Origin of the sequence: Erythrobacter sp. Alg231-14 (genome assembly GCF_900149685.1) — a bacterium.
In the GTDB taxonomy this organism is placed as follows: domain Bacteria; phylum Pseudomonadota; class Alphaproteobacteria; order Sphingomonadales; family Sphingomonadaceae; genus Erythrobacter.
This window is the reverse complement of the sequence record NZ_LT702999.1, coordinates 2,420,213-2,445,589: the sequence shown is the minus strand read 5'-3', so window position 1 is coordinate 2,445,589 and position 25,377 is coordinate 2,420,213. Positions and strand designations below refer to the sequence as shown.

Annotated in this window: 23 protein-coding genes and 1 pseudogene; 4 read left to right on the top strand and 20 right to left on the bottom strand. The window is 55.5% G+C overall.

The features are described 5' to 3' along the window. Window positions 1-17: 17 nt before the first annotated feature. The 6 genes and pseudogenes from BQ8290_RS11670 to BQ8290_RS11645 all read right to left on the bottom strand — a co-directional run bounded on the left by BQ8290_RS11670 (window position 18) and on the right by BQ8290_RS11645 (window position 5,105). The gene (locus BQ8290_RS11670; RefSeq protein WP_108790485.1) at window positions 18-1,229 is read right to left on the bottom strand and encodes an NADH-quinone oxidoreductase subunit D; all 1,212 of its coding nucleotides are present in this window, start codon (window positions 1,227-1,229) and stop codon (window positions 18-20) included. Between the two features lie 14 nt (window positions 1,230-1,243). Further along, window positions 1,244-1,864: pseudogene (locus BQ8290_RS11665) on the bottom strand (NADH-quinone oxidoreductase subunit C); the annotation flags it as partial. Continuing rightward, window positions 1,861-2,430: a hypothetical protein gene (locus BQ8290_RS11660; RefSeq protein WP_108790479.1), complete on the bottom strand. Its 570-nt coding sequence runs from the start codon at window positions 2,428-2,430 to the stop codon at window positions 1,861-1,863. The gene BQ8290_RS11660 and the pseudogene BQ8290_RS11665, both read right to left, overlap by 4 nt. Before the next feature lies 1 nt (window position 2,431). Further along, window positions 2,432-2,938 carry a NuoB/complex I 20 kDa subunit family protein gene (locus BQ8290_RS11655; RefSeq protein ID WP_337661510.1) on the bottom strand — a complete coding sequence of 169 codons (507 nt, stop codon included), beginning with the start codon at window positions 2,936-2,938 and terminating at the stop codon, window positions 2,432-2,434. A 68-nt stretch (window positions 2,939-3,006) separates the two neighbouring features. Then, entirely contained in the window at window positions 3,007-3,381 is a 375-nt protein-coding gene (locus BQ8290_RS11650) for an NADH-quinone oxidoreductase subunit A (protein ID WP_108792347.1), read from the bottom strand. Window positions 3,382-3,662: 281 nt separating this feature from the next. Continuing rightward, window positions 3,663-5,105 carry an aldehyde dehydrogenase family protein gene (locus BQ8290_RS11645; RefSeq protein ID WP_108790473.1) on the bottom strand — a complete coding sequence of 481 codons (1,443 nt, stop codon included), beginning with the start codon at window positions 5,103-5,105 and terminating at the stop codon, window positions 3,663-3,665. A 176-nt stretch (window positions 5,106-5,281) separates the two neighbouring features. Here BQ8290_RS11645 and BQ8290_RS11640 point away from each other — a divergent pair, with 176 nt between their 5' ends. Then, window positions 5,282-6,478 (top strand): acetyl-CoA C-acyltransferase, encoded by a 1,197-nt coding sequence (locus BQ8290_RS11640; RefSeq protein WP_108790470.1) that lies wholly within the window; start codon window positions 5,282-5,284, stop codon window positions 6,476-6,478. A gap of 38 nt (window positions 6,479-6,516) precedes the next feature. On the opposite strand, the gene BQ8290_RS11635 is transcribed toward BQ8290_RS11640, so the two are convergent. After that, window positions 6,517-6,882 (bottom strand): SH3 domain-containing protein, encoded by a 366-nt coding sequence (locus BQ8290_RS11635; RefSeq protein ID WP_337661358.1) that lies wholly within the window; start codon window positions 6,880-6,882, stop codon window positions 6,517-6,519. 267 nt (window positions 6,883-7,149) lie between these two features. Between BQ8290_RS11635 and BQ8290_RS11630 the strand changes: the two genes are divergently transcribed. Together BQ8290_RS11630 and BQ8290_RS11625 are read left to right on the top strand one after the other, a co-directional pair. Continuing rightward, a complete protein-coding gene (locus BQ8290_RS11630; RefSeq protein WP_108790464.1) occupies window positions 7,150-8,166 on the top strand; it encodes an NAD(P)-dependent oxidoreductase in 1,017 nt (338 codons plus the stop codon). After that, window positions 8,163-8,582 carry a hypothetical protein gene (locus BQ8290_RS11625; protein WP_337661357.1) on the top strand — a complete coding sequence of 140 codons (420 nt, stop codon included), beginning with the start codon at window positions 8,163-8,165 and terminating at the stop codon, window positions 8,580-8,582. The genes BQ8290_RS11630 and BQ8290_RS11625 overlap by 4 nt, the downstream gene beginning before the upstream one ends. Before the next feature lie 20 nt (window positions 8,583-8,602). Here the strand turns inward: BQ8290_RS11625 and BQ8290_RS11620 are convergent, their stop codons facing one another. The 11 genes from BQ8290_RS11620 to BQ8290_RS11570 form a co-directional block, all read right to left on the bottom strand. Next, on the bottom strand, window positions 8,603-9,055 hold the full coding sequence (locus BQ8290_RS11620; RefSeq protein ID WP_108790458.1) for a GNAT family N-acetyltransferase: 453 nt from the start codon (window positions 9,053-9,055) through the stop codon (window positions 8,603-8,605). 13 nt (window positions 9,056-9,068) lie between these two features. Continuing rightward, the gene (locus BQ8290_RS11615) at window positions 9,069-9,857 is read right to left on the bottom strand and encodes an SDR family oxidoreductase (protein ID WP_108790455.1); all 789 of its coding nucleotides are present in this window, start codon (window positions 9,855-9,857) and stop codon (window positions 9,069-9,071) included. Window positions 9,858-9,895: 38 nt separating this feature from the next. Beyond that, window positions 9,896-11,125, bottom strand: a complete 1,230-nt coding sequence (locus BQ8290_RS11610) for a beta-ketoacyl synthase N-terminal-like domain-containing protein (RefSeq protein ID WP_108790452.1) — start codon at window positions 11,123-11,125, stop codon at window positions 9,896-9,898. 8 nt (window positions 11,126-11,133) lie between these two features. Beyond that, on the bottom strand, window positions 11,134-11,643 hold the full coding sequence (gene fabA, locus BQ8290_RS11605; RefSeq protein WP_108790449.1) for a bifunctional 3-hydroxydecanoyl-ACP dehydratase/trans-2-decenoyl-ACP isomerase: 510 nt from the start codon (window positions 11,641-11,643) through the stop codon (window positions 11,134-11,136). Window positions 11,644-11,839: 196 nt separating this feature from the next. Beyond that, window positions 11,840-12,559 carry a class I SAM-dependent methyltransferase gene (locus BQ8290_RS11600; RefSeq protein ID WP_108790446.1) on the bottom strand — a complete coding sequence of 240 codons (720 nt, stop codon included), beginning with the start codon at window positions 12,557-12,559 and terminating at the stop codon, window positions 11,840-11,842. Next, on the bottom strand, window positions 12,556-13,383 hold the full coding sequence (locus BQ8290_RS11595; protein ID WP_108790443.1) for a caspase family protein: 828 nt from the start codon (window positions 13,381-13,383) through the stop codon (window positions 12,556-12,558). Before BQ8290_RS11595 ends, BQ8290_RS11600 begins: the two co-directional genes overlap by 4 nt. Continuing rightward, complete coding sequence (locus BQ8290_RS11590; protein ID WP_337661356.1) at window positions 13,383-14,417, bottom strand: hypothetical protein; 1,035 nt, start codon at window positions 14,415-14,417, stop codon at window positions 13,383-13,385. The genes BQ8290_RS11595 and BQ8290_RS11590 overlap by 1 nt, the downstream gene beginning before the upstream one ends. Continuing rightward, entirely contained in the window at window positions 14,414-15,541 is a 1,128-nt protein-coding gene (prfB, locus tag BQ8290_RS11585; RefSeq protein ID WP_108790437.1) for a peptide chain release factor 2, read from the bottom strand. Before prfB ends, BQ8290_RS11590 begins: the two co-directional genes overlap by 4 nt. 114 nt (window positions 15,542-15,655) lie before the next feature. After that, window positions 15,656-16,198 carry a peroxiredoxin gene (locus BQ8290_RS11580; RefSeq protein WP_443112322.1) on the bottom strand — a complete coding sequence of 181 codons (543 nt, stop codon included), beginning with the start codon at window positions 16,196-16,198 and terminating at the stop codon, window positions 15,656-15,658. 75 nt (window positions 16,199-16,273) lie between these two features. Beyond that, a complete protein-coding gene (locus tag BQ8290_RS11575; RefSeq protein WP_108790432.1) occupies window positions 16,274-18,802 on the bottom strand; it encodes a transglycosylase domain-containing protein in 2,529 nt (842 codons plus the stop codon). A 106-nt stretch (window positions 18,803-18,908) separates the two neighbouring features. Continuing rightward, window positions 18,909-19,793 carry an N-acetylmuramoyl-L-alanine amidase gene (locus BQ8290_RS11570; protein WP_108790429.1) on the bottom strand — a complete coding sequence of 295 codons (885 nt, stop codon included), beginning with the start codon at window positions 19,791-19,793 and terminating at the stop codon, window positions 18,909-18,911. Between the two features lie 449 nt (window positions 19,794-20,242). On the opposite strand from BQ8290_RS11570, the gene BQ8290_RS11565 reads away from it, so the two are divergent. Further along, window positions 20,243-22,975, top strand: a complete 2,733-nt coding sequence (locus BQ8290_RS11565; RefSeq protein ID WP_108790426.1) for an Rne/Rng family ribonuclease — start codon at window positions 20,243-20,245, stop codon at window positions 22,973-22,975. A 93-nt stretch (window positions 22,976-23,068) separates the two neighbouring features. On the opposite strand, the gene BQ8290_RS11560 is transcribed toward BQ8290_RS11565, so the two are convergent. Next, the gene (locus BQ8290_RS11560) at window positions 23,069-23,704 is read right to left on the bottom strand and encodes a class I SAM-dependent methyltransferase (protein WP_337661355.1); all 636 of its coding nucleotides are present in this window, start codon (window positions 23,702-23,704) and stop codon (window positions 23,069-23,071) included. Window positions 23,705-23,787: 83 nt separating this feature from the next. Then, window positions 23,788-25,287: a hypothetical protein gene (locus BQ8290_RS11555; RefSeq protein WP_337661354.1), complete on the bottom strand. Its 1,500-nt coding sequence runs from the start codon at window positions 25,285-25,287 to the stop codon at window positions 23,788-23,790. Window positions 25,288-25,377: the final 90 nt, after the last annotated feature.

The following is a 25,377-nucleotide window of genomic DNA, read 5'->3' as shown; positions in this document are numbered from 1 at the left end:
TAAGGTCTTCCCTCCGCTCACCGGTCACACTCCCCAAACACAACATCAATCGCGCCCAGAATGGCGGTGGCGTCGGGCAGCATGTGCCCTTTGCTCATGAAGTCCATCGCTTGAAGGTGGCTGAACGCGGTCGGACGGATCTTGCAGCGGTATGGTTTGTTGCTGCCGTCGCTGACCAAATACACGCCAAACTCACCCTTGGGGCTTTCGGTGGCGACGTAAACTTCGCCTTCGGGCACGTGGAAGCCTTCGGTGTAGAGCTTAAAGTGGTGGATCAGGCTTTCCATCGACTGCTTCATCTCGCCGCGTTTTGGCGGGGAGACTTTGCCATCGGTGCTCGCGATTGGGCCTTGCGGCATGTCGCGGATGCATTGTTTGATGATCTTCGCGCTTTCGCGCACTTCGGCCAGACGCACCATGAAACGGTCGTAACAATCCGAGTTCGTCCCCACCGGAATATCAAATTCCATGCGGTCGTAGACATCGTAAGGCTGTGATTTGCGCAAATCCCATGGGATGCCAGCGGCGCGGATCATCGGGCCGCTAAAGCCCCATGCAATCGCATCATCGCGGCCAACGACCGCGATATCGACGTTGCGCTGTTTAAAGATGCGGTTGTCGACCACCAGGCTCATCGCATCATCGAACAATTGGAAAAAGCGGTTGTCGAGCCAATCGCCAATATCGACGAGCAGTTTTTCAGGCACATCCTGATGCACGCCGCCGGGGCGGAACCATGCTGAGTGCATGCGCGCGCCCGATGCGCGTTCAAAGAAGTTGAGGCAATCTTCGCGCAGCTCAAACACCCAAAGGTTCGGAGTCATCGCGCCCACATCCATGACGTGCGCACCGATATTGAGCATGTGGTTACAGATGCGGGTCAGCTCTGCGAACAGAACGCGCAAATATTGCGCACGCTCTGGAACTTCGATGTTCAACAGCTTTTCAATCGCGAGCACATATGAGTGCTCCTGACACAGCGGTGAACAGTAATCGAGCCGGTCAAAATATGGGAGAGCCTGAAGATAGGTCTTGCTCTCGATCAGTTTCTCGGTGCCTCGGTGAAGCAATCCGACATGCGGATCAACGCGTTCAATCACTTCGCCGTCCAGCTCCATGATCATCCGCAAAACGCCGTGTGCTGCGGGGTGCTGAGGCCCGAAATTGATCGTGTAATTTGTGATGATATCGCCGTCAGTGGTGGGCGATTCTTCGATTTGGACGCTCATTTGTCGTCCCCTTTCTCATCTTCCGCTTTCTCGTCGCCGGGAAGCACATAATCAGAGCCCTCCCACGGGGAAAGGAAGTCAAATGTGCGCATATCCTGAGGCAGTTCCACCGGCTCATACACAACGCGCTTTTCCTCTTCGGAATAACGCAACTCAGTGTAGCCGGTCATTGGGAAATCCTTGCGGAAAGGGTGCCCTTCAAAACCGTAATCGGTAAGGATGCGGCGCAAATCGGCATTGCCGTCAAAAACGACGCCGTACATGTCGAACACTTCGCGTTCCAACCAACCGGCATTGGGCCACAATGTTGTAATCGTGGGCACCGGCGTCGCTTCGTCGGTCGAACATTTGACCATGATGCGGTGGTTCTTAGTCAGCGAAAGCAACATGTAGACCACTTCGAACCGTTCGGCCCGATCGGGGTAATCCGCGCCCGCAATTTCAACCATCTGTTGATACGCATGGTCATCGCGCAACACGCGCAACACATCCGCAATCGCCTCGCGCTTTACGGTGAGGATGATTTCCCCGTGCTGTTCCTTCGCACCATCCAGCCAATCGTTGAGAGCTTCGCTCAACACATCAACCACGCCAGCATTTGAGGCGAATTTCGGAGCAGAATGCAAAACGGTCATTCCCCAATCTCCAATGAGTTCACAAAATCGCTCATTCTTTGCCTTGCGCTTTCGTCAAGCGGTTCTTCGGCACCGGGGCGCGACATGGCGATTACATAAACAACCGCATCATCGGCCAATTCAACGGCCTGCATCACACCATACGCCGGATCCGGACCACGAGCAGCGCGCAAAGTGCGGCGCCCGTCTACTTCTTCCGAAACAAGGCTCGTGGTGTCGGGGGATGTTTCGATTTCTTCGTAGGCTGCATCGAAATCAGAGACCATCGGACCGACATTGCCGGTCGCTACGCCTTCCGATCCCGCAAAGACAAACATCTGATCGCCATCGATGCACACGGTGCTTTGAAAATCATCGCCACCGGGAGGCCCCGGCATGGTGACCGCACACGGGATCGTTACCGAAACCGTGGAGTCCGCTACGGTGAATTCAACGACCGAAACGTCGGCAGGAACGGCCTCTCCGTCATCATGCGCGTCCAACGCCATCACGGTGCCTGAAGACACAACAAGGGATAGGGCAACTGCAGCGCCTAATGATCGGACAGTCTTGCGAGCAAGCATCATATCACCGCTCAATCGTGCCGCTGCGACGGATTTTGCGTTGAAGCTGCATTACGCCGTACAGCAACGCTTCTGCAGTGGGAGGGCAGCCGGGCACATAGATGTCTACGGGCACAATCCGATCGCAACCGCGAACCACGCTGTAGGAATAATGGTAATAGCCGCCGCCATTGGCGCAGGAACCCATGCTGATCACATATTTGGGATCGGACATCTGATCGTACACTTTGCGCAAAGCGGGCGCCATTTTATTGCAGAGCGTGCCTGCCACAATCATCACGTCCGATTGACGCGGTGACGCGCGCGGAGCGATGCCGAACCGCTCCATGTCGTAACGCGGCATGTTCACGTGGATCATTTCAACCGCGCAACACGCCAGGCCAAATGTCATCCACCAAAGCGATCCGGTGCGCGCCCACTGAAACAAATCTTCGGTGGAAGTGACAAGGAACCCCTTGTCATTCACTTCGGTTTGCATCGCCTTAAAATAATCGGCGTCAGGCGCGCGCATGTCGCCGCCCTTCGCGGTTTCAAGCGCGGAAATATCGGGCAATCCCTGTGGCGGGGTAACTAGAGTGCTCATTCCCAGTCCAAAGCTCCCTTTTTCCATTCGTAGGCAAGGCCAACCGCCAAAATACCCAAGAATGTCATCATACCGATCCAGCCGGCCCAACCTGTTTCACCCAGACTTACAGCCCAAGGGAACAAAAACGCGGCTTCGAGATCGAAGATGATAAAGCTGATGGCGACGAGATAGAAACGCACGTCAAACTGACTGCGTGCATCTTCAAACGCGGGGAAACCGCATTCATATTCTGAGTTCTTTTCCTCATCCGGGTTGTGCGCACCGGTTAGGCGCGACACGCCCATCGGTAAGAACACAAACAATACGGAGAGCCCAAAGGCGATGCCAATGAATAACAGTATCGGCAGATACTGAGAGAGGTCGATCACAGCCATGTCCAAGCGTTGTTAATCCCAAGTGGCCTGCCAATAGGCCGCTCGCTTGCCCGGCGCAAGGGTTCGACTCGGGCAAAGCTGAGCATATCTGTTGCACTAAATCGAATGCTGCTTTGTGCCCGGGGCAATCCGAAGAATCACTAAGGATAATTTGGCGGATTCGCGGGGGAACGGTTTCATATCCTTGGCTTTCTTACCCCCGGTGGCGCCGTCGGTAGGTTTCAATGAACCTTCCGATGCAAACGGTACCACCGGGGTGAGAGCCTATGATAGGATCATTTCATCATCTGAGCAGCCGCTTTTTCGGTGGATTTGCCATACGGCGGCTTAAACCCGCCCAATTTCGCGATGTCGATTTTTGGTTGATGATACACGGCCCGCGCATGGCTGAACTCGCGGAAGCCCTCTATCGCATGATAGCTGCCAATTCCCGACGGCCCGACGCCACCAAATGGCAAATCTTCGATCGAAATGTGGAAGAGCACGTCATTGGTTGTCACACCGCCGGAAATCGTGCGGTTTAAGACGCGCTCTTGCTCGCTCTTGTCATCACCAAAATAGTAAAGGCCAAGTGGGCTGTCGTTCTCGTTGATGTAATCGACCGCCTGATCGACAGCCTTGTAGGTCTTAACCGGCAAAACCGGGCCAAAGATTTCTTCCTGCATCGCCTCCATCTCATCGGTGACGTTCTTTAGGATGGTCAGAGGCATCTTGCGTTGGTTCGCATTGGCGAAGTCTTCGTTGCCGGGATTCACTTCGACCACATCTGCCCCCTTTTCGCGGGCGTCTTCGACAAGCCCTTGGAGCCGCTCGAAGTGACGGTCCGATACGATAGATGCGTAGTCTTCGTTTTCCAACAGGGTCGGGTACATAGCGGCCACACCATTGGAAACGCCGGCAACGGCCTCGTCCTGCTTATCCTCGGGAACATACATGTAGTCGGGGGCAAGGCAGATTTGACCGGCATTCATCATTTTGCCCAACGCAATCCGTTCACCCGCTTTCGCAAAATCGGCGCTGCGCCCCATGACGACTGGCGATTTTCCGCCCAATTCCAATGTAACCGGGACCAAGTTCTTAGCGGCGGCCTCCATAACGCGCCGACCGGTGGCCGTTGAGCCGGTGAAGACCAGATGATCGAACGGCAATGACGAGAATGCAGCGGCAACCTCTGGGCTGCCCGTGATCACGGCGACTTCATCGCGCGTAAAATACTCGTCGACCAATTCCGCCATCAACTGGCTGGTGCGTTCGGTGAACTCGCTTGGTTTAATCATGGCGCGATTGCCTGCCGCCAAAACTTGCATCAACGGGCCGATTGCGAGTTGCACTGGGAAATTCCAAGGTGACAAAATGCCAATGACACCCTTTGGTTCATAGCGAACCTCGGCCTTTGCGCCCAACAATCCCAATGGGAATTGAACCGGACGTTTTTCCGCTTTGGCCCATTTGTCCATATTCTTGAGCGCGTGCTTGCCCGCGCCCACGGTTGCCGCGATGTCGGTCAACATGCTCTGTTCTACCGAACGGCTACCGAAATCTGCACTCATCGCTTTACAAAACGCGTCCGCATGATCTTTGACCATGGCCATGGCGCGTTTGATGCGATCCTTGCGCATGGCCATATCCTCGGGCCGGGACGCAGTGAAAGCGTCACGTTGCAGCTTCAGCAGCTGGTCCAATTCATCCTTACGATCGTCTGTCTTGGCGTTGGCCATCGTGCTCTCTCCCGACTTTTTGGTTTCAATTTGCCATCGTTTGTCGCGCAATCCCCTTCGCGTTGCAAGCCGCCGGTTGTTGACCCGCTTTGAACGGCTCCTTCGCATTGCCAATTTTGGGCGGCGACACTACATCACGCGCACCATTGCACTCTCCCTCAAGAGGAACGATTTAGATGACTCATTTTTCCGCCGCTGACCCCATCGTCATCCTATCCTATGCCCGCACACCGATGGGCGGCATGCAAGGGGCTCTTTCTGATGTTTCGGCAACCGATCTCGGCGCGACGGCTGTGAAAGCGGCTGTGGAACGGTCTGGCGTATCCGGCGACAAATTTGATCGGGGTTACATGGGCTGCGTGCTTCCCGCTGGATTGGGTCAGGCCCCTGCCCGTCAAGCGATGATCAAAGCAGGTTTGCCCAAAACGGTTCAGGCCACCACTGTAAACAAAGTCTGCGGAAGCGGCATGCAAACGGTCATCATGGGTGCCGAAGCGTTGGCCAGCGGCACCATCGACTATGTCGTGGCAGGCGGGATGGAAAGCATGACCAATGCGCCATACCTCCTCAAAAAACACCGGTCGGGCGCACGAATCGGGCACGACACTACATACGATCATATGTTCTTGGACGGGCTCGAAGATGCCTATGAAGAAGGCCGCGCAATGGGCACCTTTGCGCAAGACACCGCCGATGCGTACCAACTGTCACGCGAAGAACAGGACGCCTACTCGATTGAATCTTTGAGCCGTGCAAACGCAGCCATCGAAAGCGGCGCGTTTGCAGATGAAGTTGTGCCGGTTACGTTCAAAACGCGTAAAGGCGACGTGACGGTCGAAACCGATGAACAGCCCGGCAAAGGACGCCCGGACAAAATCCCACAATTGCGCGCAGCGTTTGCCAAAGACGGCACGATCACTGCGGCAACCTCAAGCTCAATCTCTGATGGTGCTGCGGCCGTCGTGTTGACCCGAGCGAGCGTGGCGAATGAAAATGGTCAGTCTCCAATCGCCACGATCACCGCAATGGCCGCCCATGCGCGGGAACCTAAAGATTTCACAGTCGCTCCGGTTGGTGCGATTGAGAAAGTTCTCTCCAACGCCGGATGGACCATTGATGACGTCGATCTTTGGGAAGTGAACGAAGCGTTTGCATGCGTGGCGATGTTCGCGATGCGCGACATTGGCATTCCGCATGACAAGATCAATGTGAATGGAGGCGCCACCGCATTGGGTCACCCAATCGGCGCGTCGGGCACACGCATCATTGTGACATTGATCAACGCGTTGAAACAACAAGGCAAGAAACGCGGCGTTGCCAGCCTTTGCATTGGCGGCGGCGAAGCAACTGCCATCGCGGTTGAGCTGACCTAATTTTTTCGGGGTTAGACTTTAGAAAATCACGGAGAAAATTACGAGGCGGGAACCATGTCTCCCGCCCCCCAAATCCGTTCTTTCAGTATCCAACCCGTGCGGCCACCAACGTCGATTTCGCAATAATCGTCCCTGCACCACATTAGATCGCCAACCACGCCGGGCTCTGCACGCCAACGTACGGCGCTGTTCGGTGCGGCGTCGGCACGCAAAATGACGTTCCCGTCACCAACGATTAAGACACCCAATGACGGGCTGAGCTGGCTCGACGCGATCCACCCTTGGGTGCCCTCGCTGTCTTCGACAAACCGCCACCCATCCAACAAGCGCACCACCTTCACCGGCAAACCTTCGCGTTGATACACCCATTCGATCGGATATTCCGTGCTGGGCCCAACGCGCATGTTCACTTCGTTAAAGCGCAAAGTGGCCCAATACGGTGTCTCGCGTTCTTGGGCCCGGGCCTCTGGCACAAAACTTATTAAAGCGACGCATGCTGCGCAGGCGAAAGACAAGGAAAATATGGCAAATGTTCGGTTAACAGTCATGGGCGCGTGATAGCCATGAGGCGGTTATTTCTTCAAGCCACTAAAACGCATTGAGAGAGCACCTGTGCCAATCCGGGAGAGCCTGCTTGACCGGACCGGGCCAAACCCCTTAGCGCGGTTCACATGGCAGACACGAACCCAGCACCGCAATTCCCGGCAGGCAAACCCAAAGTTGTGGTGACCCGCCACTTAGCACCCAGTGTTGAGACACGGATGAGCGAATTGTACGATGTCTCATTGAACCCCTCCGATGTTCCGATGACTCGCGGCGATTTGATCGCGGCTATGGGCGATTGCGATGTGTTGGTGCCCACGGTGACTGACACAATCGACGCAGAAATGATTGAGCAAGCAGGCGAAAGGCTCCGTCTAATTGCGAATTTTGGCGCGGGTGTAGAACACATTGATCTGGCAGCAGCGGCGCAGAGAAAGATCAAAGTCACCAACACGCCCGGCGTCTTTACCGATGACACCGCCGACATTGCGATGGCAGCCATTATCGGCGTGCCTCGGCGCATTCGCGAAGGAACGGGTTTGGTTCGACGCGGCGAATGGACAGGTTGGGCGCCATCGGGATTGCTCGGACGCAAGCTCGGCGGGAAAGTCTTGGGCATAGTCGGCATGGGCCGCATTGGACAGGCGGTCGCGCACCGCGCTCGGGCGTTTGGTTTGGAGGTCGCCTACACCAATCGCAAACCTCTGCCTCAGGCGGTTGAGAGCATGCTCGGCGCGCGCTTTGTCGACAATGTCGACGCCTTGGTTGGCGAAGCGGATATTCTAACGCTGCATTGCCCGTTAACCGAGGATACTCGCGGATTGATGGACGCCGATCGTATCGCGATGATGAAACGCGGTTCTTGTATCATCAACACCGCACGCGGCGAATTGATCGATCAAGAGGCCTTGATCGCCGCCCTACAAGACGGGCACCTCGTGGGTGCGGGTCTGGACGTCTACCCCGATGAACCCAATGTCGACCGACGGTTGTTGGAGCATCCCAATGTCATGACCCTACCCCATATTGGCAGCGCCACCGTCGAAGGGCGCGAGGCATCTGGTGAGAAAGTCATCGCCAATATTCGGTTCTGGGCCGATGGGCACCGGCCACCGGATCAAGTACTGACGGCGCTGATTGCTTGAAGCCTCTGCTGGCTTCTATTGCGGGCATTACTCTGTTGGGGGCAATGCCTCCATCTGAGGACCCTGAGCCTCCAGGGCGCGGCGTCCTTTGCGGTGCTGTATTTGTATATTTTGCTCAGGTACAAGGCCAGCTGTGCTACCCCAACGACGATCCTGAATTTCAGGCACGATTGTCATCTTGGGCGCAACAGTTTGATGCTTATCTGATCCGCAATCTGCCTGATGGTGAGCAGGGGCTACAAACATTTAAGGCGCATCAAGGCGTTGCGCCGACCACAGATCAAAGAATTTGCACCTTGGACGACGACAGTAAAGTCTACGAGCACATGCGCGATGGTGATCGCGAGATGTGGGAAAGAGGCATGACCAAAGTGCTATCACGTGATGGGCCACCAAGTTTTGGGGACTGTGTCTGACGCGTCGCCGATTCAATCAACTACAATTGATACGCAAACAGCTGATTAAACTCGCCCGGCTCATAGCCGGCAAATGAGCCGCAAGGTTTGAAACCAAATGCACGATAAAGGCCCAGTGCTGCTTCAAAAAGCTCACCCGATCCAGTTTCCAATTTTACTGAACCAAAACCAAACTCACGCGCTCGATCTACCAAATGGGTGAGCATCGCCCTGCCCGCGCCGGTCCCGCGGGCTTCTGGATGCGCGCGCATGGATTTGATTTCGCCAAAGCCTTCGTGCTGTTTTAGCGCTCCGATGGCGAGCAATGTGTCTCCATCCCATGCAGCATAAACGTCGATATCGGGAGACTTCAAGCCGCTCAGATCAAGCACATGGCACGTGCCCGGAGGAGAGAATTTCTCCATTTCCCCGTGATGCAGTTCGAGCAGTGACACAACCTCTGGTTCGGAAAGGTCGGTTGCCTTGATCAGCATCACGAATGCTCCCTCACAAATTCTCGAATTGCGGCATGCCCAACACATGGAAACCGCCATCGACATGGATGATCTCACCCGTGGTGCAGGCCCCAGCATCGCTGCAAAGATACACCGCCGTACCGCCGACCGCTTCTAACGTTGCATTGCTGCGAAGCGGCGCGTTGGTGTCGGCGTGTCTATACGTGCTGCGCGCACCGCCAATTGCGGACATGGCCAGCGTTTTCATCGGTCCGGGACTAATTGTGTTGACGCGGATACCGTCCGGCCCAAGGTCATCGGCAAGATACCGCACCGCCGCCTCTAGCGCCGCTTTGGCAACGCCCATTACATTGTAATTCGGCGTGACGCGGGTCGATCCCATATAGCTCAGCGTAAGCAGTGTGCCGCCATTGTCGACCATCATTGGATGCGCACGGCGCGCCACTTCGATCAGGCTGTAAGCGGAGATATCGAGCGAGTTTTTAAAATTCTCCCGCGAAGTATCCAAAATGCGCCCGGACAATTCGGATTTGTCCGCAAAGGCGATTGCATGAACCACGAAATCCAACGTTTCCCACCGCTCATTCAATGCACCGAATGCCGCATCCAGAGATGCATCGTCGGTAACATCGACATCGAGCAGAAAGTCCGAACCAACACTTTCGGCCAATGGCTCAAGCCGCTTGCCAAATGCTTCACCTTGATAGGTGAATGCCAATTCAGCCCCAGCTTCTGCGCATGCTTTTGCGATGCCCCACGCGATCGAGCGATCGTTGGCCACGCCCATCACAAGCCCGCGTTTTCCGGAAAGCACACCCATATTACGCCACCTCAACTATTGGATGTTTCGCCGCAATCTCACCCGTGAAATTTCGACAACAACATCGACCCGTTGGTTCCGCCAAATCCAAAGGAGTTGGTCATAACCGTGTCGAGACCCGCATTCTCCACCAGGCTTGTGGCGATTTCTTCTGGCTTCAAGGCCGGATCGAGGGTTTCAACATTGATCGATGGGATGATGAAATCGTTGTCCAAAGCCAATAGGCAATAGATCGCTTCTTGCGCACCGGTCGCGCCTTGGCTGTGACCGGTCATAGATTTGGTTGAACTAACCGGCGGCGTTGCGCCCTCACCAAAGACCCGGCGAACGGCTTCGATCTCACCCACATCGCCAACGGGCGTCGATGTGCCGTGCGCGTTGATATAGCTGACCTTGCGATCTTCATTGAGGGTGCGGATAGCACCGCGCATGGCGCGTTCGCCGCCCTCACCCGAAGGAGCAACCATATCGGCGCCATCGGATGTTGCAGCAAAGCCAGTGACCTCGGCGTAGATCTTGGCACCGCGCGCTTGGGCGCGTTCCAAACTTTCCAACACAACAATTGCGCCGCCGCCGCCGATGACAAATCCATCTCGGTCTGCGTCAAACGCGCGCGATGCGCGCTCTGGCGTGTCGTTATATTTGCTCGACATGGCACCCATCGCGTCGAACAAACAGGACAGCGTCCAATCCAATTCTTCGCCGCCGCCGCCGAACATCACATCTTGTAGGCCTAATGCGATTTGCTGTGCCGCCATACCGATGCAATGCAGCGATGTGGAACATGCCGAAGTGATGGAGAAATTCATCCCCTTAATCTGATACGCCGTGGCAAGGTTCGCGCTTACCGTCGACGACATCGTCTTAGGCACTGCGAATGGCCCCACGCGTTTCGTAGCCCCGGTTTTAAGAACCGTCTGATGCGCGGTAAGCATCGCGGATGTCGACGGGCCGCCAGAACCAGCAATCACGCCGGTCATGGGGTTTACGACATCGCTTTCTTCCAATCCGGCATCGGCAATCGCCTGACCCATCGCGATATGGGCATAGGCAGCGCCCGGTCCCATAAATCGCAACGTGCGCTTATCCACGTGCTCCGCAACATCCAGATTCACCGAACCGGCAATCTGTGATCGGAAACCATGTTCGGCCATTGCCTCGTTAAAGGTGATGCCGGATTTGCCTGCCTTCAAAGAGGCCAGAACCTCTGATGTGTTGTTGCCTATTGAGGAGACGATCCCCAGCCCTGTTACAACGACTCGACGCATGTTCCCCCTCACGCCTCTGACAAGGCGACTTTCATATCTTTAACTTGATAAATGATCTCACCGTCGGCCTCTACACGGCCATCGGCCACGCCCATGGTCAATCGTCGTGTTTGAACAGCCTTGGTGAAATCCACGTAATAGGTAAGTTTTTTGCGATCTGGGCGAACCATGCCGGTCAATTTGACCTCTCCAACTCCCAACGCATAGCCGCGCCCCAGCCAACCGCGCCACCCCAGGTTGAACCCAGTCAGCTGCCACAATCCATCAAGGCCAAGACAACCGGGCATGATTGGATTACCGGGGAAATGACAATCAAAGAACCAAAGGTCCGGTTTGATATCAAATTCCGCCACGACATGCCCTTTGCCGCTGGGTCCACCATCGCCGGAAATATCCGTGATCCGATCCATCATGAGCATCGGTGGTTCGGGCAATTGCGCATTGCCCGGGCCGAACAACTCACCCCGCGCGCATTTCAACAGATCATCGCGGTCAAAGCTGGTTGGATAATTGGTCATCCTTGGCGGGTCCCCTGAACTTTTATCAATGTAATTGACGCAGCGCCTAGCATCACGACTTGGCGATAGAAAGGGCGCATGAACGTGTCGTTCATAATTATAGGCAGGCTATTGAAGCGAGGACCGCACCACACGCTCTTTTCATTGGCAAAGGTGGTGCGCGAAACGGCCCAAATCGCCCGATCAAACAGGGCAATTATCCGTTGCTGCAGGTTCCAATATTCTCCGGCTCGGAGCGTTCTTCGCCGCGTTCAAAACGGGCGAAGTAACTTTTGAGATCGGGCCGCTCGACAAATTCAACCAATTTGTATCCGACAGCTTCTAACTCACAAAACAACAAGGCAGGTGGAATACCATGCCTGTTGGTGGGACGATCGACATCCACGACGATGATCTGTCCACCCTCGGCCAAAGCTGGCCACATTCGCCATAGGAACTCGTAAGGTTCCGTCACCTCGTGGTACATATGAACCAAGAAGATGCGATCAAAGCTGTCGACGGGCAATCTTGGATTGTCCGCTTCACCCGATTTGATCGAAATGTTTTCCAACCGTTCGCGTTCAACCCGGCGACCAAGCCGCTCCAGAGCGTCGCGATCGATGTCCTGGGCCAAGACCCGGCCGTCATTGCCAACGCGTTCGGCCAAACGGACGGTGTAATACCCTTCGCCCGCGCCGATATCCGCCACTGTCATACCAGAAGCGATGTTGGCCATATCCATGACTTGCTGCGCTTCACCGCGTTCATCGCGTGCGTCTTCGTTCGAAAATTGGTTCGATACGACCTCTGAAACGGGTCGATCTGGCAATGGGAATTCCATGTCGGTCTCTGGGCTGGCCGGGACAGACAACAAATCATCACACGCCGCCAAGACTGGCATCACGGCAAGCAAAGCAAAGGCATAAAGGCGCATCATGGGATCGGCAAAGCCCGCATACCAGAGATAAACACGTTGAACGCCAGATCACCTTGACGCCACGGCGATTGTCGATTGTCAGTGCGCTCCGTCACCGCAATTGCGGTTTTCCGAAACACTTCATCGAGCGATTGCCGGCGGTCGATTTGTTTTGCGAATTCGATGGCAAAGGGGCTGCCTTTGCCCGGCGTCGGACCGTCTTCTGCAACATTGCCGGGCTCTGTCGAGAAAAAGGCGACGGCGGAAAGTCCGCGCAGATTGCCGAGCTGAGCCAAGCCGCCAGAAGAATAGCTTATGTCGGACAAAGTCACATAGCTTAAGCTGCGGGTGCTGCCTGACACTTCGACGATTTCAATTCTGTCATCGGGTTCGGCATCAAAGTACGGATTGTTCCGACACGCATCGATCACAATTACGGCGCCGCGAGCGCGCATGCTAATCTGGGTGACCAGCGATTCCAGCGGGATGAGGGACTTTCCGTCCGAACTCATCAAGAAATTGTGACCCTCAATCTGAAATCCGTGGCCAGCAAAATAAAACAACCCGATGTCATCTCCAGACAAGGAATTGAGCCACGCATCCAAGCCCGCCTGCCATTCTTCGGCGTCGGGTTCTTCCAAAGTTGAGATTTCCGATGCCGCCGTAGACCGTAAAGCAGACTCGACCAATCGAACATCCGCAAGAGGGTTGGCCAAACGCAGCGCTTCGTTCTCGGCCGCCTCATAATTTGAGCCAACCAACAGCGCTTTCACCTCGGCATGCGCACCGGTCGGCAGCATCAAAGCCGCAAACATGACCAGGAGAAAGGCACGCAAAACCACCATCACAAACGCAATGACAGACCCAAATTTACTCCGTGATTAACGCGAGAATCGCTAAAGCTGAAATCACCAGAGATCGGAAAGAAAACGATCGCCCTGTATCGCATATCAATCGCCAGATTATCGGAGAGGATCAATTGAACACCTACGGCAATATCGGGTCCAACGCTCATCTCGCCGCGGTCTTTACGAATTTCCTCGCGAACTTCTTCGCCGTTCAATCCGATGAACGCGGTCCTGAATTCACTAGAGGGTTGATAGCTGCCCTGAACCATCCCGTTAAAGAACGCGACCGCTTGATCGTTGAACGGCACAAAAGCGGTGACCCCTGCCCGCGCACTAAACGTTTCGAGCGTTCTCTGCGTGACTTGAGCGTTCGGTGTGTTTGCGCCGTCAAGATTGCGCGAGGGAGCTTCTTCGCCAAGCGTCTCGGCAACGAATCGGCGGACTTCATCGGTTTCTTGAATAGCGATCGCACCCGCACCCGAAATATCGAGCCGTTCAAAGCGTGCGCCAGCGGAAACTGCAAAATTCTCGTTCAAACGGCGTTGCCAGGTCAATTCAAGGTCAAGCCGATCGACATCTTCACGCGCCACCGTTTGGATCACCGAAAGCTCATTGAATGCGATATCGGCCACTTCCACTGTGACTTCGCGCGACGACACCAACTCGGTCGTGGTAGACCCTGAACCGTACATGCCAGTGAATGTAAAACGATCACGATCATCGCCGAAATTCACTGTCGCACCGTACATCGCAAAGCCGACTTGATCAGCATTCGTCGCCGAACCGTTGTCGACGGTGGTAACAAGCAGATCGTCAAATCCGGTGGCGTCGCGCAAATCCTGCGTCACTTCGTCATTGATCGTAGTGCGAGCGTCCTGCAATCCTTGAAGATCAGAGGTGCGCAGGTTGGAATTATCGAAATAATAGGCGACACGAGGACCGATTATCACATCGGCATAAGCCGGAGCAGCGCTGCTCACACAAGCGGCGAAAACCGCCGCTCTTGCTAAAGTCCGTGCAGCCGAATTCATTCGACATCTTCCACGTCAACCGCCTCGCCCGTGACCTGCTGCGCCAACGCGGCTGAGATGAAGTCATCGATCTCTCCGTCCAGCACTTTGTCGGGCGAACTGGACGTTTCGCCTGTGCGAAGGTCTTTGACCATTTGGTACGGTTGAAGGACATAGGATCGGATTTGGTGGCCCCAACCAATGTCGCTCTTTTCCTGATATTCGCCGCTTGCCGCCGCTTCGCGTTCGGCCATTTCCCGTTCAAACAATCGCGCTTTGAGCATGTTCATCGCGGTGGCGCGGTTCTTATGCTGGCTCCTATCGTTCTGACTGGCCACAACAATGCCGGTAGGTTGGTGCGTAATCCGCACCGCGCTGTCGGTGGTGTTGACGTGCTGACCACCGGCGCCCGACGCACGATAGGTGTCAATTTTTAGATCGGCCGGATTGATCTCAATATCGATATCATCGTCGATGACGGGATAGACCCACACGCTCGAAAAGCTGGTGTGGCGTTTGGCCGCGCTGTCATATGGGCTGATCCTGACGAGGCGGTGTACGCCGCTTTCCGTCTTTGCGTAGCCGTAAGCGTTTTCACCTTTCAACAACAGCGTCGCAGATTTGATCCCAGCCTGATCGCCGGATTGATACTCAACCGTTTCCACTTTGAAACCGCGCCGTTCGGCCCAACGACCGTACATGCGAAAAAGCATTTCGGCCCAATCTTGGCTTTCGGTCCCGCCAGCACCGGCGTGTATCTCAAGGTATGTGTCGTTGCCGTCGGCTTCGCCAGACAACAATGCCTGAACCTTATCCGCGTCGGCGCGGTTTGCGAGCCGTTCGAGAGTGGAAAGACCATCGTTGATGATGCTCTCTTCGTTCTCCGCTTCTCCCATTTCGATGAACTCTACCGCGTCGGCCATTTCGGAAGAGATATCGTTCACGGTGTTGACCGCATTTTCGAGCGTCTTTTGTTCTCTGCTGACGGCTTGCGCTTCTTTGGGATTATCCCAAAGGGTCGGGTCCTGAACACGCGCGTTGAGTTCATCGAGACGGCGCAATGCACGGTCCCAATCGAGCGATTGACGGACCAAATTGAGGGCAGCCTCAATCCGATCAATATGAGCTAGGGCCTCAGCCCGCATAGCCGTTCCTTACAATAGAATTTCTATAGACACTTTGGTCCACCCGCTTAGCGCGGGGACCGGCATTGTAAAGCTTTGCAGATGAGTTGTCAGAGCGGCTTTGCCGCCGCCTGCCTAGTTGGAAAGCGCTCGCACCGCGGCCAATGTCCGCGCTACATGTTGGCGATAATCACCGTTGGAATATACCGAAGCAATCCGTCCATCTGACGCGATTACATAGGATGTGCGGCTAGACAGACCTGAATTGCCCAGCGCGACATCATACGCTTCGATCAAACGCTCGCTCGCAACGCCAACCGGGAAAGCATCGCGGCATTCTTCGCTGCTAAACCGGCGAAGCGTGGCAATGTCATCGTTGGACATGCCGATCACGCTGGCTCCAGCTTCGCGAAAATCGGGCATGGCTTCGGCAAAGGCATTCGCTTCCAAAGTGCATCCTTGCGTAAACGCTTTGGGATAAAAATAGAGGACGACAGGTCCCTGACGCAGCGCAGACTGAAGCGAAAAACCCAATTCTTCACCAGCCATCGCGGCTTGGGTTGTAAAAATAGGCGCGCGTTCTCCGACCGGCAGTTCAGCATAAGCCGGCGCAGCCGGCAGTGTGGATGCTACGAGGGCGGCGCACATGGCGGCTTTGAAATTATGAAATAGGGTCATGCGCATTTAACTACTCAACCCAGCATCGGTTTCAAGTCGCTTCAAATCCGGCGAGGAACGCGTCGCTAAGGGCGATCAATAGATCCCGCCTTGCTCCTCTACAAAATCGCTCGGCTCACCATTGCTGCTTTCGGCGGGTCCATCAGAACCGCGCCGCGACTCGCGCACCAAAGCAAGGATCTCATCACGTTTTGCGGCGATCTCATCCTGCCGTGTCGAACGCTCTGGCTCGGTGTTGGGTTTGAACGCTTCCCAGATGACGTCCGAGCGCGCATCGTCGCTGGGCCAACCGTCCAAGACACGTTTGCCGGTTCGGCGATCCACCCGAACCATACGTATACCTTCAGGTGCGATCGCAGGAAGATCGGACCAATGATCGCGTGAATTCTCGATCAGATCCTTGATAATCGGCGCGACGATTGTCCCGCCAAACGCATATCCGCCCATATTGCGCGGCGTATCAAACCCGACATAGGCGCCCGCAATCAACCGCTGTGTACCGCCGACAAACCAAACATCTTTTGGACCTGTTGTTGTGCCGGTCTTACCAAACAGCGGCAAATTAAGTCCGTTCAGAACGGTCGCAGTGCCACGAGAAACAACCCCTTCGAGCATGTGCATCGTTTGGAACGCTGTGCGCGCGTCCATCGCTTGCTCACCTTTGATCCCGAAACGCGGCATGGCGCTGCCATCATACTCGGCCATGTTACAACCGTTGCAGGACCGCGTATCAGCCCGCCAAATAACGGCGCCATTGCGGTCTTGGACGTAATCAATAACACTCGGTTCGTTCAATCGGCCATGGTTCGCCATCGCAGAATAGGCCGCAACCATCCGCATAACCGTGGATTCCTCCGCCCCAAGCGAAGTGGCCGCATATGGATCGGGATCTTCCGAAATGCCAAGACCTTCGATGGTCTCAACCACATTATCCATCCCGGCCTGCATGCCGATTTGAACCGTCATAATGTTCTGTGATTGCTCAAGCCCATACCGCATCGGGAATTGACCTGCACGGCCGCCGCGGATGCACTTTTGTCCCAACCGGCGCCCCTGATAATAACAATATCGTGTGTTATCGATCTGAGTGGATGGGGTCATTCCGTTATCAAGACCGGTCGCATAAACAAACGGTTTGATGGTCGAACCCGGTTGACGCATTGCCTGTGTCGCGCGGTTAAAATCGGACAACCGATGATCGAACCCACCCTGCATCGCAAGGACGCGGCCGCTTTGGGCGTTTTGAACAACCATCCCACCTTGCGCCTCTGGAATAGTGCGAACCCTGAATCCTGTTCCTTGCGGAGACACAGCGATTACATCGCCAGCTTTCAAGGCGTTCGGCAAATTGGACAATGGAGCCTCTTCGCCGTCTGAAAAGCCGATCGTGGCCGATGATCCACTGCGTTGCGTTACAACACCGATGCGCCAGTCTTCGTAATTGATTGAGAGATAAGAACTGGCGAGTTGGCCAGACCAATTGCCCTCTTCCAACGGGATCGTTGCGATCGGCCCTGACCATGCGCGTCGGCCATGATAGCGCACCAAACCGCGGCGCAGCGAATCTCTGGCGGCGGCCTGCATTTCCACGTCGAGCGATGTGCGAACCCAGAGGCCGCCCGCATAAACACTGTTCTCGCCATCTTCGGCGGCTTCGCCAAATTCTGCGATCAATTGCCGACGCACCTCTTCGAGGAAATATCCTGCATCCGCGCTGCGGCGACTGCGTTGCCGGGTCAGGCCCAGTGGCTGACCAGAAGCCGAAGCACGCTCTGCTTCGGTGATAAATCCGTTCTCAGCCATTTGCGACAAAACGAAATCGCGCCGGTCCATTGCGGCTTGTTCTTGCCCGGACCGCCCGTACCGTTCGGGCGCTTTTGGAAGGATTGCAAGGAACGCAAATTCATGCAGATCCAAATCGCCGACATCCTTATCAAAATACGCGCGTGCCGCCGCCTGAACCCCGAACGAACGCCGACCTAAGGGGATCTCGTTGAGATACAATTCAAGGATTTCCTCCTTGCTCAAGACGCCTTCGATCCGGCTGGCAAGGATCATTTCTTTCAGCTTGCGCGTGATGGAATATTCATCTCCCAAAAGCAGGATTTTCGCCAATTGCTGTGTGATCGTTGAACCGCCAACCGCGCGTTCGCCCGATCCGTATTTGGTGGCATAGTCAAATACCGCGTTGGCAGTCCCGGTCACATCAACGCCGCCATGGCTAAAGAATGTTTTGTCTTCTGCCGAAAGGTAGGCGTTCACCAGCGGCTCTGGAAAATCTTCAAACTGCAGTTGGACGCGGCGTTCGCGGGCGTAAGAATGCACGATCTCGCCGTCGATGCCACGAACCACTGTCGGGAGGGGGGTCTGATAATCCGCCAAGCTGGAGGCGTCCGGCAAATCTCGCGCCAAAAACGCCCATGCAGCAAACCACAACACCACCAGGCAAATGAGAGCAAATGCCGCCAGCTTAAACAGCCAACTGCCTCGCCACTTTTCACCAAACCAAGCGGCCGCTGCAGCAAGATCGCCGGTAAAACGTTGACGAGCATATTGGCCGAAAGGGACCGTGTCGTTTTCGATGGCTTCGGGGGTTTCAGACATATGGTGAGCGATTTATCGCGGTTCGAAGCAGAATGCCAGTGCCCAAAAGGCCTCAATTGGTAGCGATCGCGACGGCATACCTTGGATCGTCGGCGAACCGATCGGGCTATTGATCCGCACGGCGCGCAAAATAAACCCGGATGGCGCGGGCCAGAACGCTAGCATATTCGGCGCGCCCTTCTTCGGTGGTAAGACGCGAACGATCGCCCTGATTGGTCACAAAGCCACTTTCAAACAGAACGCCAGGAACATCGGGCGCGCGCAATACGGCCAATTCTGCGGATCGCCGCGTTTGGGGATGAAACCGGATCGCGCCTTGCCCCTCACGCTCCAACAAACTTGCAAATTCGGTCGCGTCATCCTGTGTTCGTTGTTGCGACAGTTCCACCAAGATGGCGCTCACTTCGGCGCTCTGGCCTTCGATTGTGATCCCGTTCAACGCGTCTGCAGCGTTCTCTCGTTCTGCAAAACGAGCGGCGGCTTCCGACGATGCTTCGGTCGATAACGTGTAAATACTGGCTCCGGCGACCGCGCTGTTCCCGCCCGCCGAATCCGCATGAATGGACAGGAAAAGGTCCGCTTCCAATTGGCGAGCGATCTCTGGACGTTGTGCCAATGTGACGATTGTGTCGTCATCGCGGGTCAGCGCCACACGAATGCCGCCGCCTTCGAGCAACTCATCCCTCAATGCGAGCGACAGCGCCAAAACGATGTCTTTTTCAAGAACTCGATTGCTGCCATCCCCTCCCCCTATTGATCCGGGATCACGGCCGCCGTGACCGGCATCAATGACGATCAATGGGCGATCTGGATCATCTGGCCCCTCTATAACCGGCAGATTGAGCGGTTCAGCATCCGGAGCGAGCAAAAAACGTAAAACGTAATCACGCCCCCATTCCGGAACCGGGATTGCGACACCGAACGCCATCGCTCCGCCCACGATTAACGCAGGCACGGCCACAATCAGCATTATCAATGTGCGCATACTCATATCAGGAAAACCTTAGGATGTTGCGCAGTATAAGCGCAATAGAGTTGCGGCGCGTAACCCACGGTGCTAGCGACAAAGTTGAAACAGGGGCAGGAGTGACGATACGTCATTTAACCACCCGCCGTTTCACCCACATGGCCCGATTCGCATGATAAAATGCTCAATGTCGGCCACTTTACAGGTTGAAGCAGTGACGAGACGACACTCCTCGCGAAAGTATATCCAGCGCCCAACAGGCGCGGGGAACTGTGCGAGGTACCCTAATAGGAATTGGGCGGACACATTCCGCACGCTCATCACAGCAGACACGAATATTGCTCGCGGTCTTCAGTTACAGGCTCGCGCATACACACAGACAGACCCCGTATTACCTCGGGGTTATTCCACACACATTACACGCCCCTCTCGCCCTTTATCGGTGAGCAGGCAGGGCGTTTGGAGAATATTACATGGCAACGCGCATGCTAATCGATGCGCGCCACTCGGAAGAGACCCGGGTGGCGGTGCTCAAAGGCAACCGAATTGAAGAATTCGACTTTGAATCTGCTGAACACAAACAGATCAAAGGCAACATTTATCTCGCGAAAGTAACCCGCGTAGAACCATCATTGCAGGCGGCATTTGTCGACTTTGGCGGAAATCGCCACGGCTTCCTCGCCTTTAGCGAAATCCATCCGGATTATTATCAAATCCCACAGGATGACCGCGAACGCTTGCTCGCCGAAGAGGCAGAAGCGGCCGAAGAAGAAGCGCGTCTTCGCGCCGAAGAAGAAGAAGACGGCATCACACCCGGCGAAGAATACGACGCCGAGGATGAGAGCGCAGAAGCGTTGGCCGAAGACCTTGCCGAAGATGGCATGGAAGAAATCGACACATCGGAAAAAGACAAAGTCGCAACAATCGAAGACGGCGCATCAGATGATGACGGCGAAGACGATGACGACGACGATGATGACGATTCGGGTGAAGAAACCGAAGAATCATCAGAGGACGGCGAGAGCGAAGAAAAGCCACGTCGTGGTCGCCGCGGTCGTGGCCGTCGTCGCCAAGGTGGCAAGCAAGGCAAAGGCGGCAAAGGTGGCCGCGGCAGCCGCGCCAAAGAAGTCGACGAAGTGCGTGCCAAACGTATGGCTCTGCGTCGCCGGTACAAAATCCAAGACGTGATCCAACGTCGTCAGGTTTTGTTGGTCCAAGTTGTTAAAGAAGAACGCGGCAACAAAGGTGCGGCGCTCACAACATATCTTAGCCTTGCTGGCCGCTACACGGTTCTTATGCCGAACAGCAGCCATGGCGGCGGGATCAGCCGTAAGATCAATTCATCGTCTGATCGCAAGCGTTTGAAGCAAGTCGTTGCCGATCTCACATTGCCGAAAAGCATGGGTCTGATTGTGCGAACCGCAGGCATCACGCGCACCAAGACAGAGATCAAACGCGATTTCGATTATCTTGCCCGACTGTGGGATGAAATTCGTCAAACGACGCTAAAATCCACCGCGCCCAGCTTGGTCCATTCGGACAGCGACCTCATCAAAAGGGCGATCCGCGACATATACAATCGCGAAATCGAAGAAGTGATCGTCGAAGGTGAAGACGGATACAAATCCGCCAAGAGCTTTATGAAGATGCTCATGCCCAGCCATGCGCGCCGGGTAAAAGCCTATTCTGATCCTGTGCCGTTGTTCCAGCGTTACGGCGCCGAAGATCAATTGCGCGCGATGTACGACCCGATGGTTCAATTGAAATCGGGCGGCTATCTGATCATCAATCCAACCGAAGCATTGGTCTCGATCGACATCAACTCCGGCCGTTCAACCAAAGAACACGGGATTGAACAAACAGCGCTGCACACAAACTTAGAAGCCGCGCGTGAGATCGCCCGCCAATTGCGTCTGCGTGATATGGCCGGTTTGGTCGTGATCGATTTCATCGACATGGAATACAATTCCAACACGCGCAAAGTCGAAAAGGCGATGAAAGAAGCGCTGAAAACGGACCGTGCGCGCATTCAAGTTGGCCGGATTTCGGGCTTTGGCCTGATGGAAATGAGCCGCCAGCGTCTGCGCACCGGTGTGCTTGAGGCAACGACACGCGAATGTCCGCATTGCGACGGCTCCGGTCTTGTTCGCACTGCTTCGTCCGCTGGTCTTTCAGCGCTTCGTTTGATCGAAGACGAAGCCGCTAAAGGCAAAGGCACTGTCATCCGCATGGCGGCCAGCACCGAAGCTGCCATCTACTTGCTCAATGAAAAACGCGGCGAGTTGGTGGAAATTGAACAGCGTTACGGCGTCACTGTCGAAGTCTCTCCCGAAGGGGAAGACGAAGGCGCGAAGATGGCCGTGTCGAGCGCAGGCCCTCGCCCAACCGAAGCGCCAAAATTTGAACCCATCGTTGACGATGACGACGATGACGACATTCCCGAAGAGGACTTTGGCTCAGAGGAAGAAGACGAGGACGATCGTCCGAAGAAGAAACGTCGGCGTCGGCGCGGTGGCCGAGGCCGCAACAAAAATCGCCGTGAAGAAGGTGACGCAGCAGAAGGCGAAGCCGGCAATGAGGGCGAAAGCTCCGAAGACCAGGCACAAGGCCATGAAGGCGATGATGCCGACGCGGATGCTGAGGAAAAACCGAAGAAACGCCGCCGTCGTGGTGGTCGCGGACGTCGTCGCAAGGGCGATGATAGCGTAGAGGCAACAGATCAAACTGGCGAAGAAACCTCTGCAGAACCAACGGTATCTGTAGGTGGCGCATCAGCTGAAACCGCATCGGACGACAAAGCCGTAGAAGGCGAGCCGTCGGTTGCAGAGGAAGAAAAGCCTGTAGAAAAGCCCAAACGCAAACGCGCACCGCGAAAGAAGAAAGTCGCCGAGGCGGATGCAGACAAAGCGGATGCAGTGGCAACTGACGCCGCAAAGGACGCCGAGACATCGGACGCTGACGCAGCCGCCGAGGAAAAGCCGGCGGAGAAGCCAAAACGCAAACGCGCACCGCGAAAGAAGAAGGTTGTTGAGCCTGCTTCCGATGCGAGCGTGGAGGCGGAAGCCGCACCCGAACCCGCTGCACCGAAGGCAAAAGCTAAGGCCGCACCAAAGGCCGAGCCAACGGAAACAGCGGAAGACGGTTCTGAAGCAGCCGAAGGCGGATCAAAAAAGCGCGGATGGTGGCAACGCACTTTTGGCGAATGACCAGTAGTTAGCCATTAAAGACGCACACAAAAAGAGCCGGGAAAGATCGCTTTCCCCGGCTCTTTTTCTATCTCGATTCGCAGATTTCTGAGGTTAGACGCCCGGTCGCCTTGCCACGCCCCATTCGTTCCACATCGCAAATTTCGGCGCCTTGGGTAGGTATCCCTGCCCTAATGGCTCCACCTCAAAACCGGCGCCACGAAACGCAGAGCCAATCGGGCGCGTCAAATGGCACCCGCCCGCAAGGCGTTTCCAAACCGGTTCAACACGATCCTGCCATTTGGCAACATCGGCATCGGGCGCCCTGCCATGTTCCAGGAACAGCGCCTGACCACCGGGTCGCAAAATGCGGAGCATTTCCGATAGAACTCGATTTGGTTCCTGAACCGAACACAGTGTGAATGTGCAAACAACCGTATCGAACGAACCCGACGCGAATGGAATTTCTTCACCAACCCCTTCGCGGATATCGGCGGGCCAGCCTTTTTCGCGGGCAGCCTCTCGCGCGTTTTCCAGCAACGCTCCGTGCGGATCAATTCCGGCGTAAGATGTGATCGCGTCGACATTGTAGAATTCATGATTGATGCCGCCGCCACAGCCCAATTCAAAAACATCGCCGCGTGCCAGCGGCACGACGGCAGACCGGCGCTTCATCACCTGACCTGTTCCGCAAGCGCATCGAATTAGACGCGGCATGACATGCGCATCGTACCAAGTTGCAAGACCCATAGCGCTCTCCCCTTCACCGATGGTCGAACAGCACCTTACGCCCGAAATTTAGAAATTACACACCCAAAGACCTATCATTCTCGTTACACCAATTCGGTCGCGAGCGTGTCTTGCACCGCGCGAGAGATAACGGTCATATCCTTGGTTATGTCGATCTCTGTCTGATCAATCGGTTGCTGCGCCCATGTGATGATTTGAGGCATGGATAATCCAACCCGCAAAGTACCGCCCCACCCCTCTGGCGCGGCGACGCATTTGACCGGTTGACCAAGGCGCACCCCAGCCAATGCCAATTCTTTGTGAACGGCCTGCGCCTCATCAAAAGTGGCCAGACCAGGCAGACCGCTGACATCCAATGTAGCCAAGGTGCGCATTTCGATCGGCATGTTCTCTGCAACGCCGCCGGGCACAATTCGGCGCGCACCCAACGGCGCAATCAATGATCGCGTCAATGCACGTTCGAAAGCCGCCAGAATTGCCGCCACTTGACCGATGTCGATCCGTTGGAACCGTTCCAGTTCGAAAACCGCCGCTTCCAATCGCAAGGCGAGGGAAAGGTTCTCAGTATCGGGCAACTCAACCGCACCCGACCAATCCGATGGCCATTCCGCGCGGCGAAAAATCGTTTCAAACCCGCTCGGCAAAGGCTGGGCGGCTTGCATCATTTGACCCGGAACAATCGCCCAACCATTGAACGGCGGCGCACCGATAAATTTGGACCCGGTCATCAACACGATCGCGCCGACGGACAAATATCGCGCGATCGCTTCGCTGGTAATCCGGGCCTGACATGCGTCGATCACAAAGGTAACATCGCCTGCAAAGCGTTCCTGCATCCGTTTGATATCAGCGAGGCCCGGCAGAACCAAACCGGTTTTTGATCCGTGCACTCCATGGACCAAGCAATGTTTTCCTGCACGGCGGGCATGTTCGATTTCTTGCGCCATGTGCATCGTCACCGTGTCGCTGGCGCGCGCTTCGCCCGCACCGCAACGCACTGGGATATCGACCAATGAGATCGGCCCCATTCCCGGCACAGGTGCGGCCGGCTCAACCATGGCGCCCAACGCGGTTTCCGTCGCAAAATACCGACCGATCGCCGAATGCACGCAACCGCTGCCGATTTCATCAGCGCCCAATAAGACGTTGTGGATCCCGTTTGCACCCTTGCCCATCACCGCCGCTAGGGCGACGTATTCCAGATCAGTTCCTGAAGGGGCAAACACGATTTGTGCGCCATCGTCGATTGAAAATGCGGCCCGCAATCGATGCCGCAGCTGCGCCAACCATTCACCGTAATTTCGCCGCGCAGATTGAGCATGTCCCATGATATCCAAGAGATGCGCAAACGCGTCTGACGAAATGTCGCTGACAGTTGATGATGAATAGGCGAGCACGTCACGCGGATAGGGCGCCGACAAGTATTTATTCAGGCCAGTTGCGCCGTCCAACGTGATCCGTCCGTCACCCCCACCCGACAATTGGGTGATGAGACTGTGTTCAGCCGGACCAAAGTTAGAACCTAAAAACGAACGATTGAGGGTGTTTTGAGCGATGATATACGTTCCCGAAAATGGCCCCAAACATCCAAGCCTATAGCGATCCGACTATTCGTGTCGGTACGCTGTGAATCCCACCTTGAATTCGCCTTAGCCAAGCAGCCCTAGCAAGAA

Coding starts and splice junctions, on each gene's coding strand:
- BQ8290_RS11570 (WP_108790429.1), bottom strand. CDS start 19,793: ATGAGTATGCGCACATTGATAATGCTGATTGTGGCCGTGCCTGCGTTA.
- BQ8290_RS11610 (WP_108790452.1), bottom strand. CDS start 11,125: ATGCGTCGAGTCGTTGTAACAGGGCTGGGGATCGTCTCCTCAATAGGC.
- BQ8290_RS11600 (WP_108790446.1), bottom strand. CDS start 12,559: ATGATGCGCCTTTATGCCTTTGCTTTGCTTGCCGTGATGCCAGTCTTG.
- BQ8290_RS11560 (WP_337661355.1), bottom strand. CDS start 23,704: ATGGGTCTTGCAACTTGGTACGATGCGCATGTCATGCCGCGTCTAATT.
- BQ8290_RS11655 (WP_337661510.1), bottom strand. CDS start 2,938: ATGCGCGCGCCTGACGCCGATTATTTTAAGGCGATGCAAACCGAAGTG.
- BQ8290_RS11630 (WP_108790464.1), top strand. CDS start 7,150: ATGGCAGACACGAACCCAGCACCGCAATTCCCGGCAGGCAAACCCAAA.
- fabA (WP_108790449.1), bottom strand. CDS start 11,643: ATGACCAATTATCCAACCAGCTTTGACCGCGATGATCTGTTGAAATGC.
- BQ8290_RS11660 (WP_108790479.1), bottom strand. CDS start 2,430: ATGATGCTTGCTCGCAAGACTGTCCGATCATTAGGCGCTGCAGTTGCC.
- BQ8290_RS11565 (WP_108790426.1), top strand. CDS start 20,243: ATGGCAACGCGCATGCTAATCGATGCGCGCCACTCGGAAGAGACCCGG.
- BQ8290_RS11615 (WP_108790455.1), bottom strand. CDS start 9,857: ATGGGTGTGCTTTCCGGAAAACGCGGGCTTGTGATGGGCGTGGCCAAC.
- BQ8290_RS11590 (WP_337661356.1), bottom strand. CDS start 14,417: ATGAATTCGGCTGCACGGACTTTAGCAAGAGCGGCGGTTTTCGCCGCT.
- BQ8290_RS11580 (WP_443112322.1), bottom strand. CDS start 16,198: ATGACCCTATTTCATAATTTCAAAGCCGCCATGTGCGCCGCCCTCGTA.
- BQ8290_RS11640 (WP_108790470.1), top strand. CDS start 5,282: ATGACTCATTTTTCCGCCGCTGACCCCATCGTCATCCTATCCTATGCC.
- BQ8290_RS11635 (WP_337661358.1), bottom strand. CDS start 6,882: ATGCGCGTTGGGCCCAGCACGGAATATCCGATCGAATGGGTGTATCAA.
- BQ8290_RS11645 (WP_108790473.1), bottom strand. CDS start 5,105: ATGGCCAACGCCAAGACAGACGATCGTAAGGATGAATTGGACCAGCTG.
- prfB (WP_108790437.1), bottom strand. CDS start 15,541: ATGCGGGCTGAGGCCCTAGCTCATATTGATCGGATTGAGGCTGCCCTC.
- BQ8290_RS11620 (WP_108790458.1), bottom strand. CDS start 9,055: ATGCTGATCAAGGCAACCGACCTTTCCGAACCAGAGGTTGTGTCACTG.
- BQ8290_RS11595 (WP_108790443.1), bottom strand. CDS start 13,383: ATGGTGGTTTTGCGTGCCTTTCTCCTGGTCATGTTTGCGGCTTTGATG.
- BQ8290_RS11670 (WP_108790485.1), bottom strand. CDS start 1,229: ATGAGCGTCCAAATCGAAGAATCGCCCACCACTGACGGCGATATCATC.
- BQ8290_RS11575 (WP_108790432.1), bottom strand. CDS start 18,802: ATGTCTGAAACCCCCGAAGCCATCGAAAACGACACGGTCCCTTTCGGC.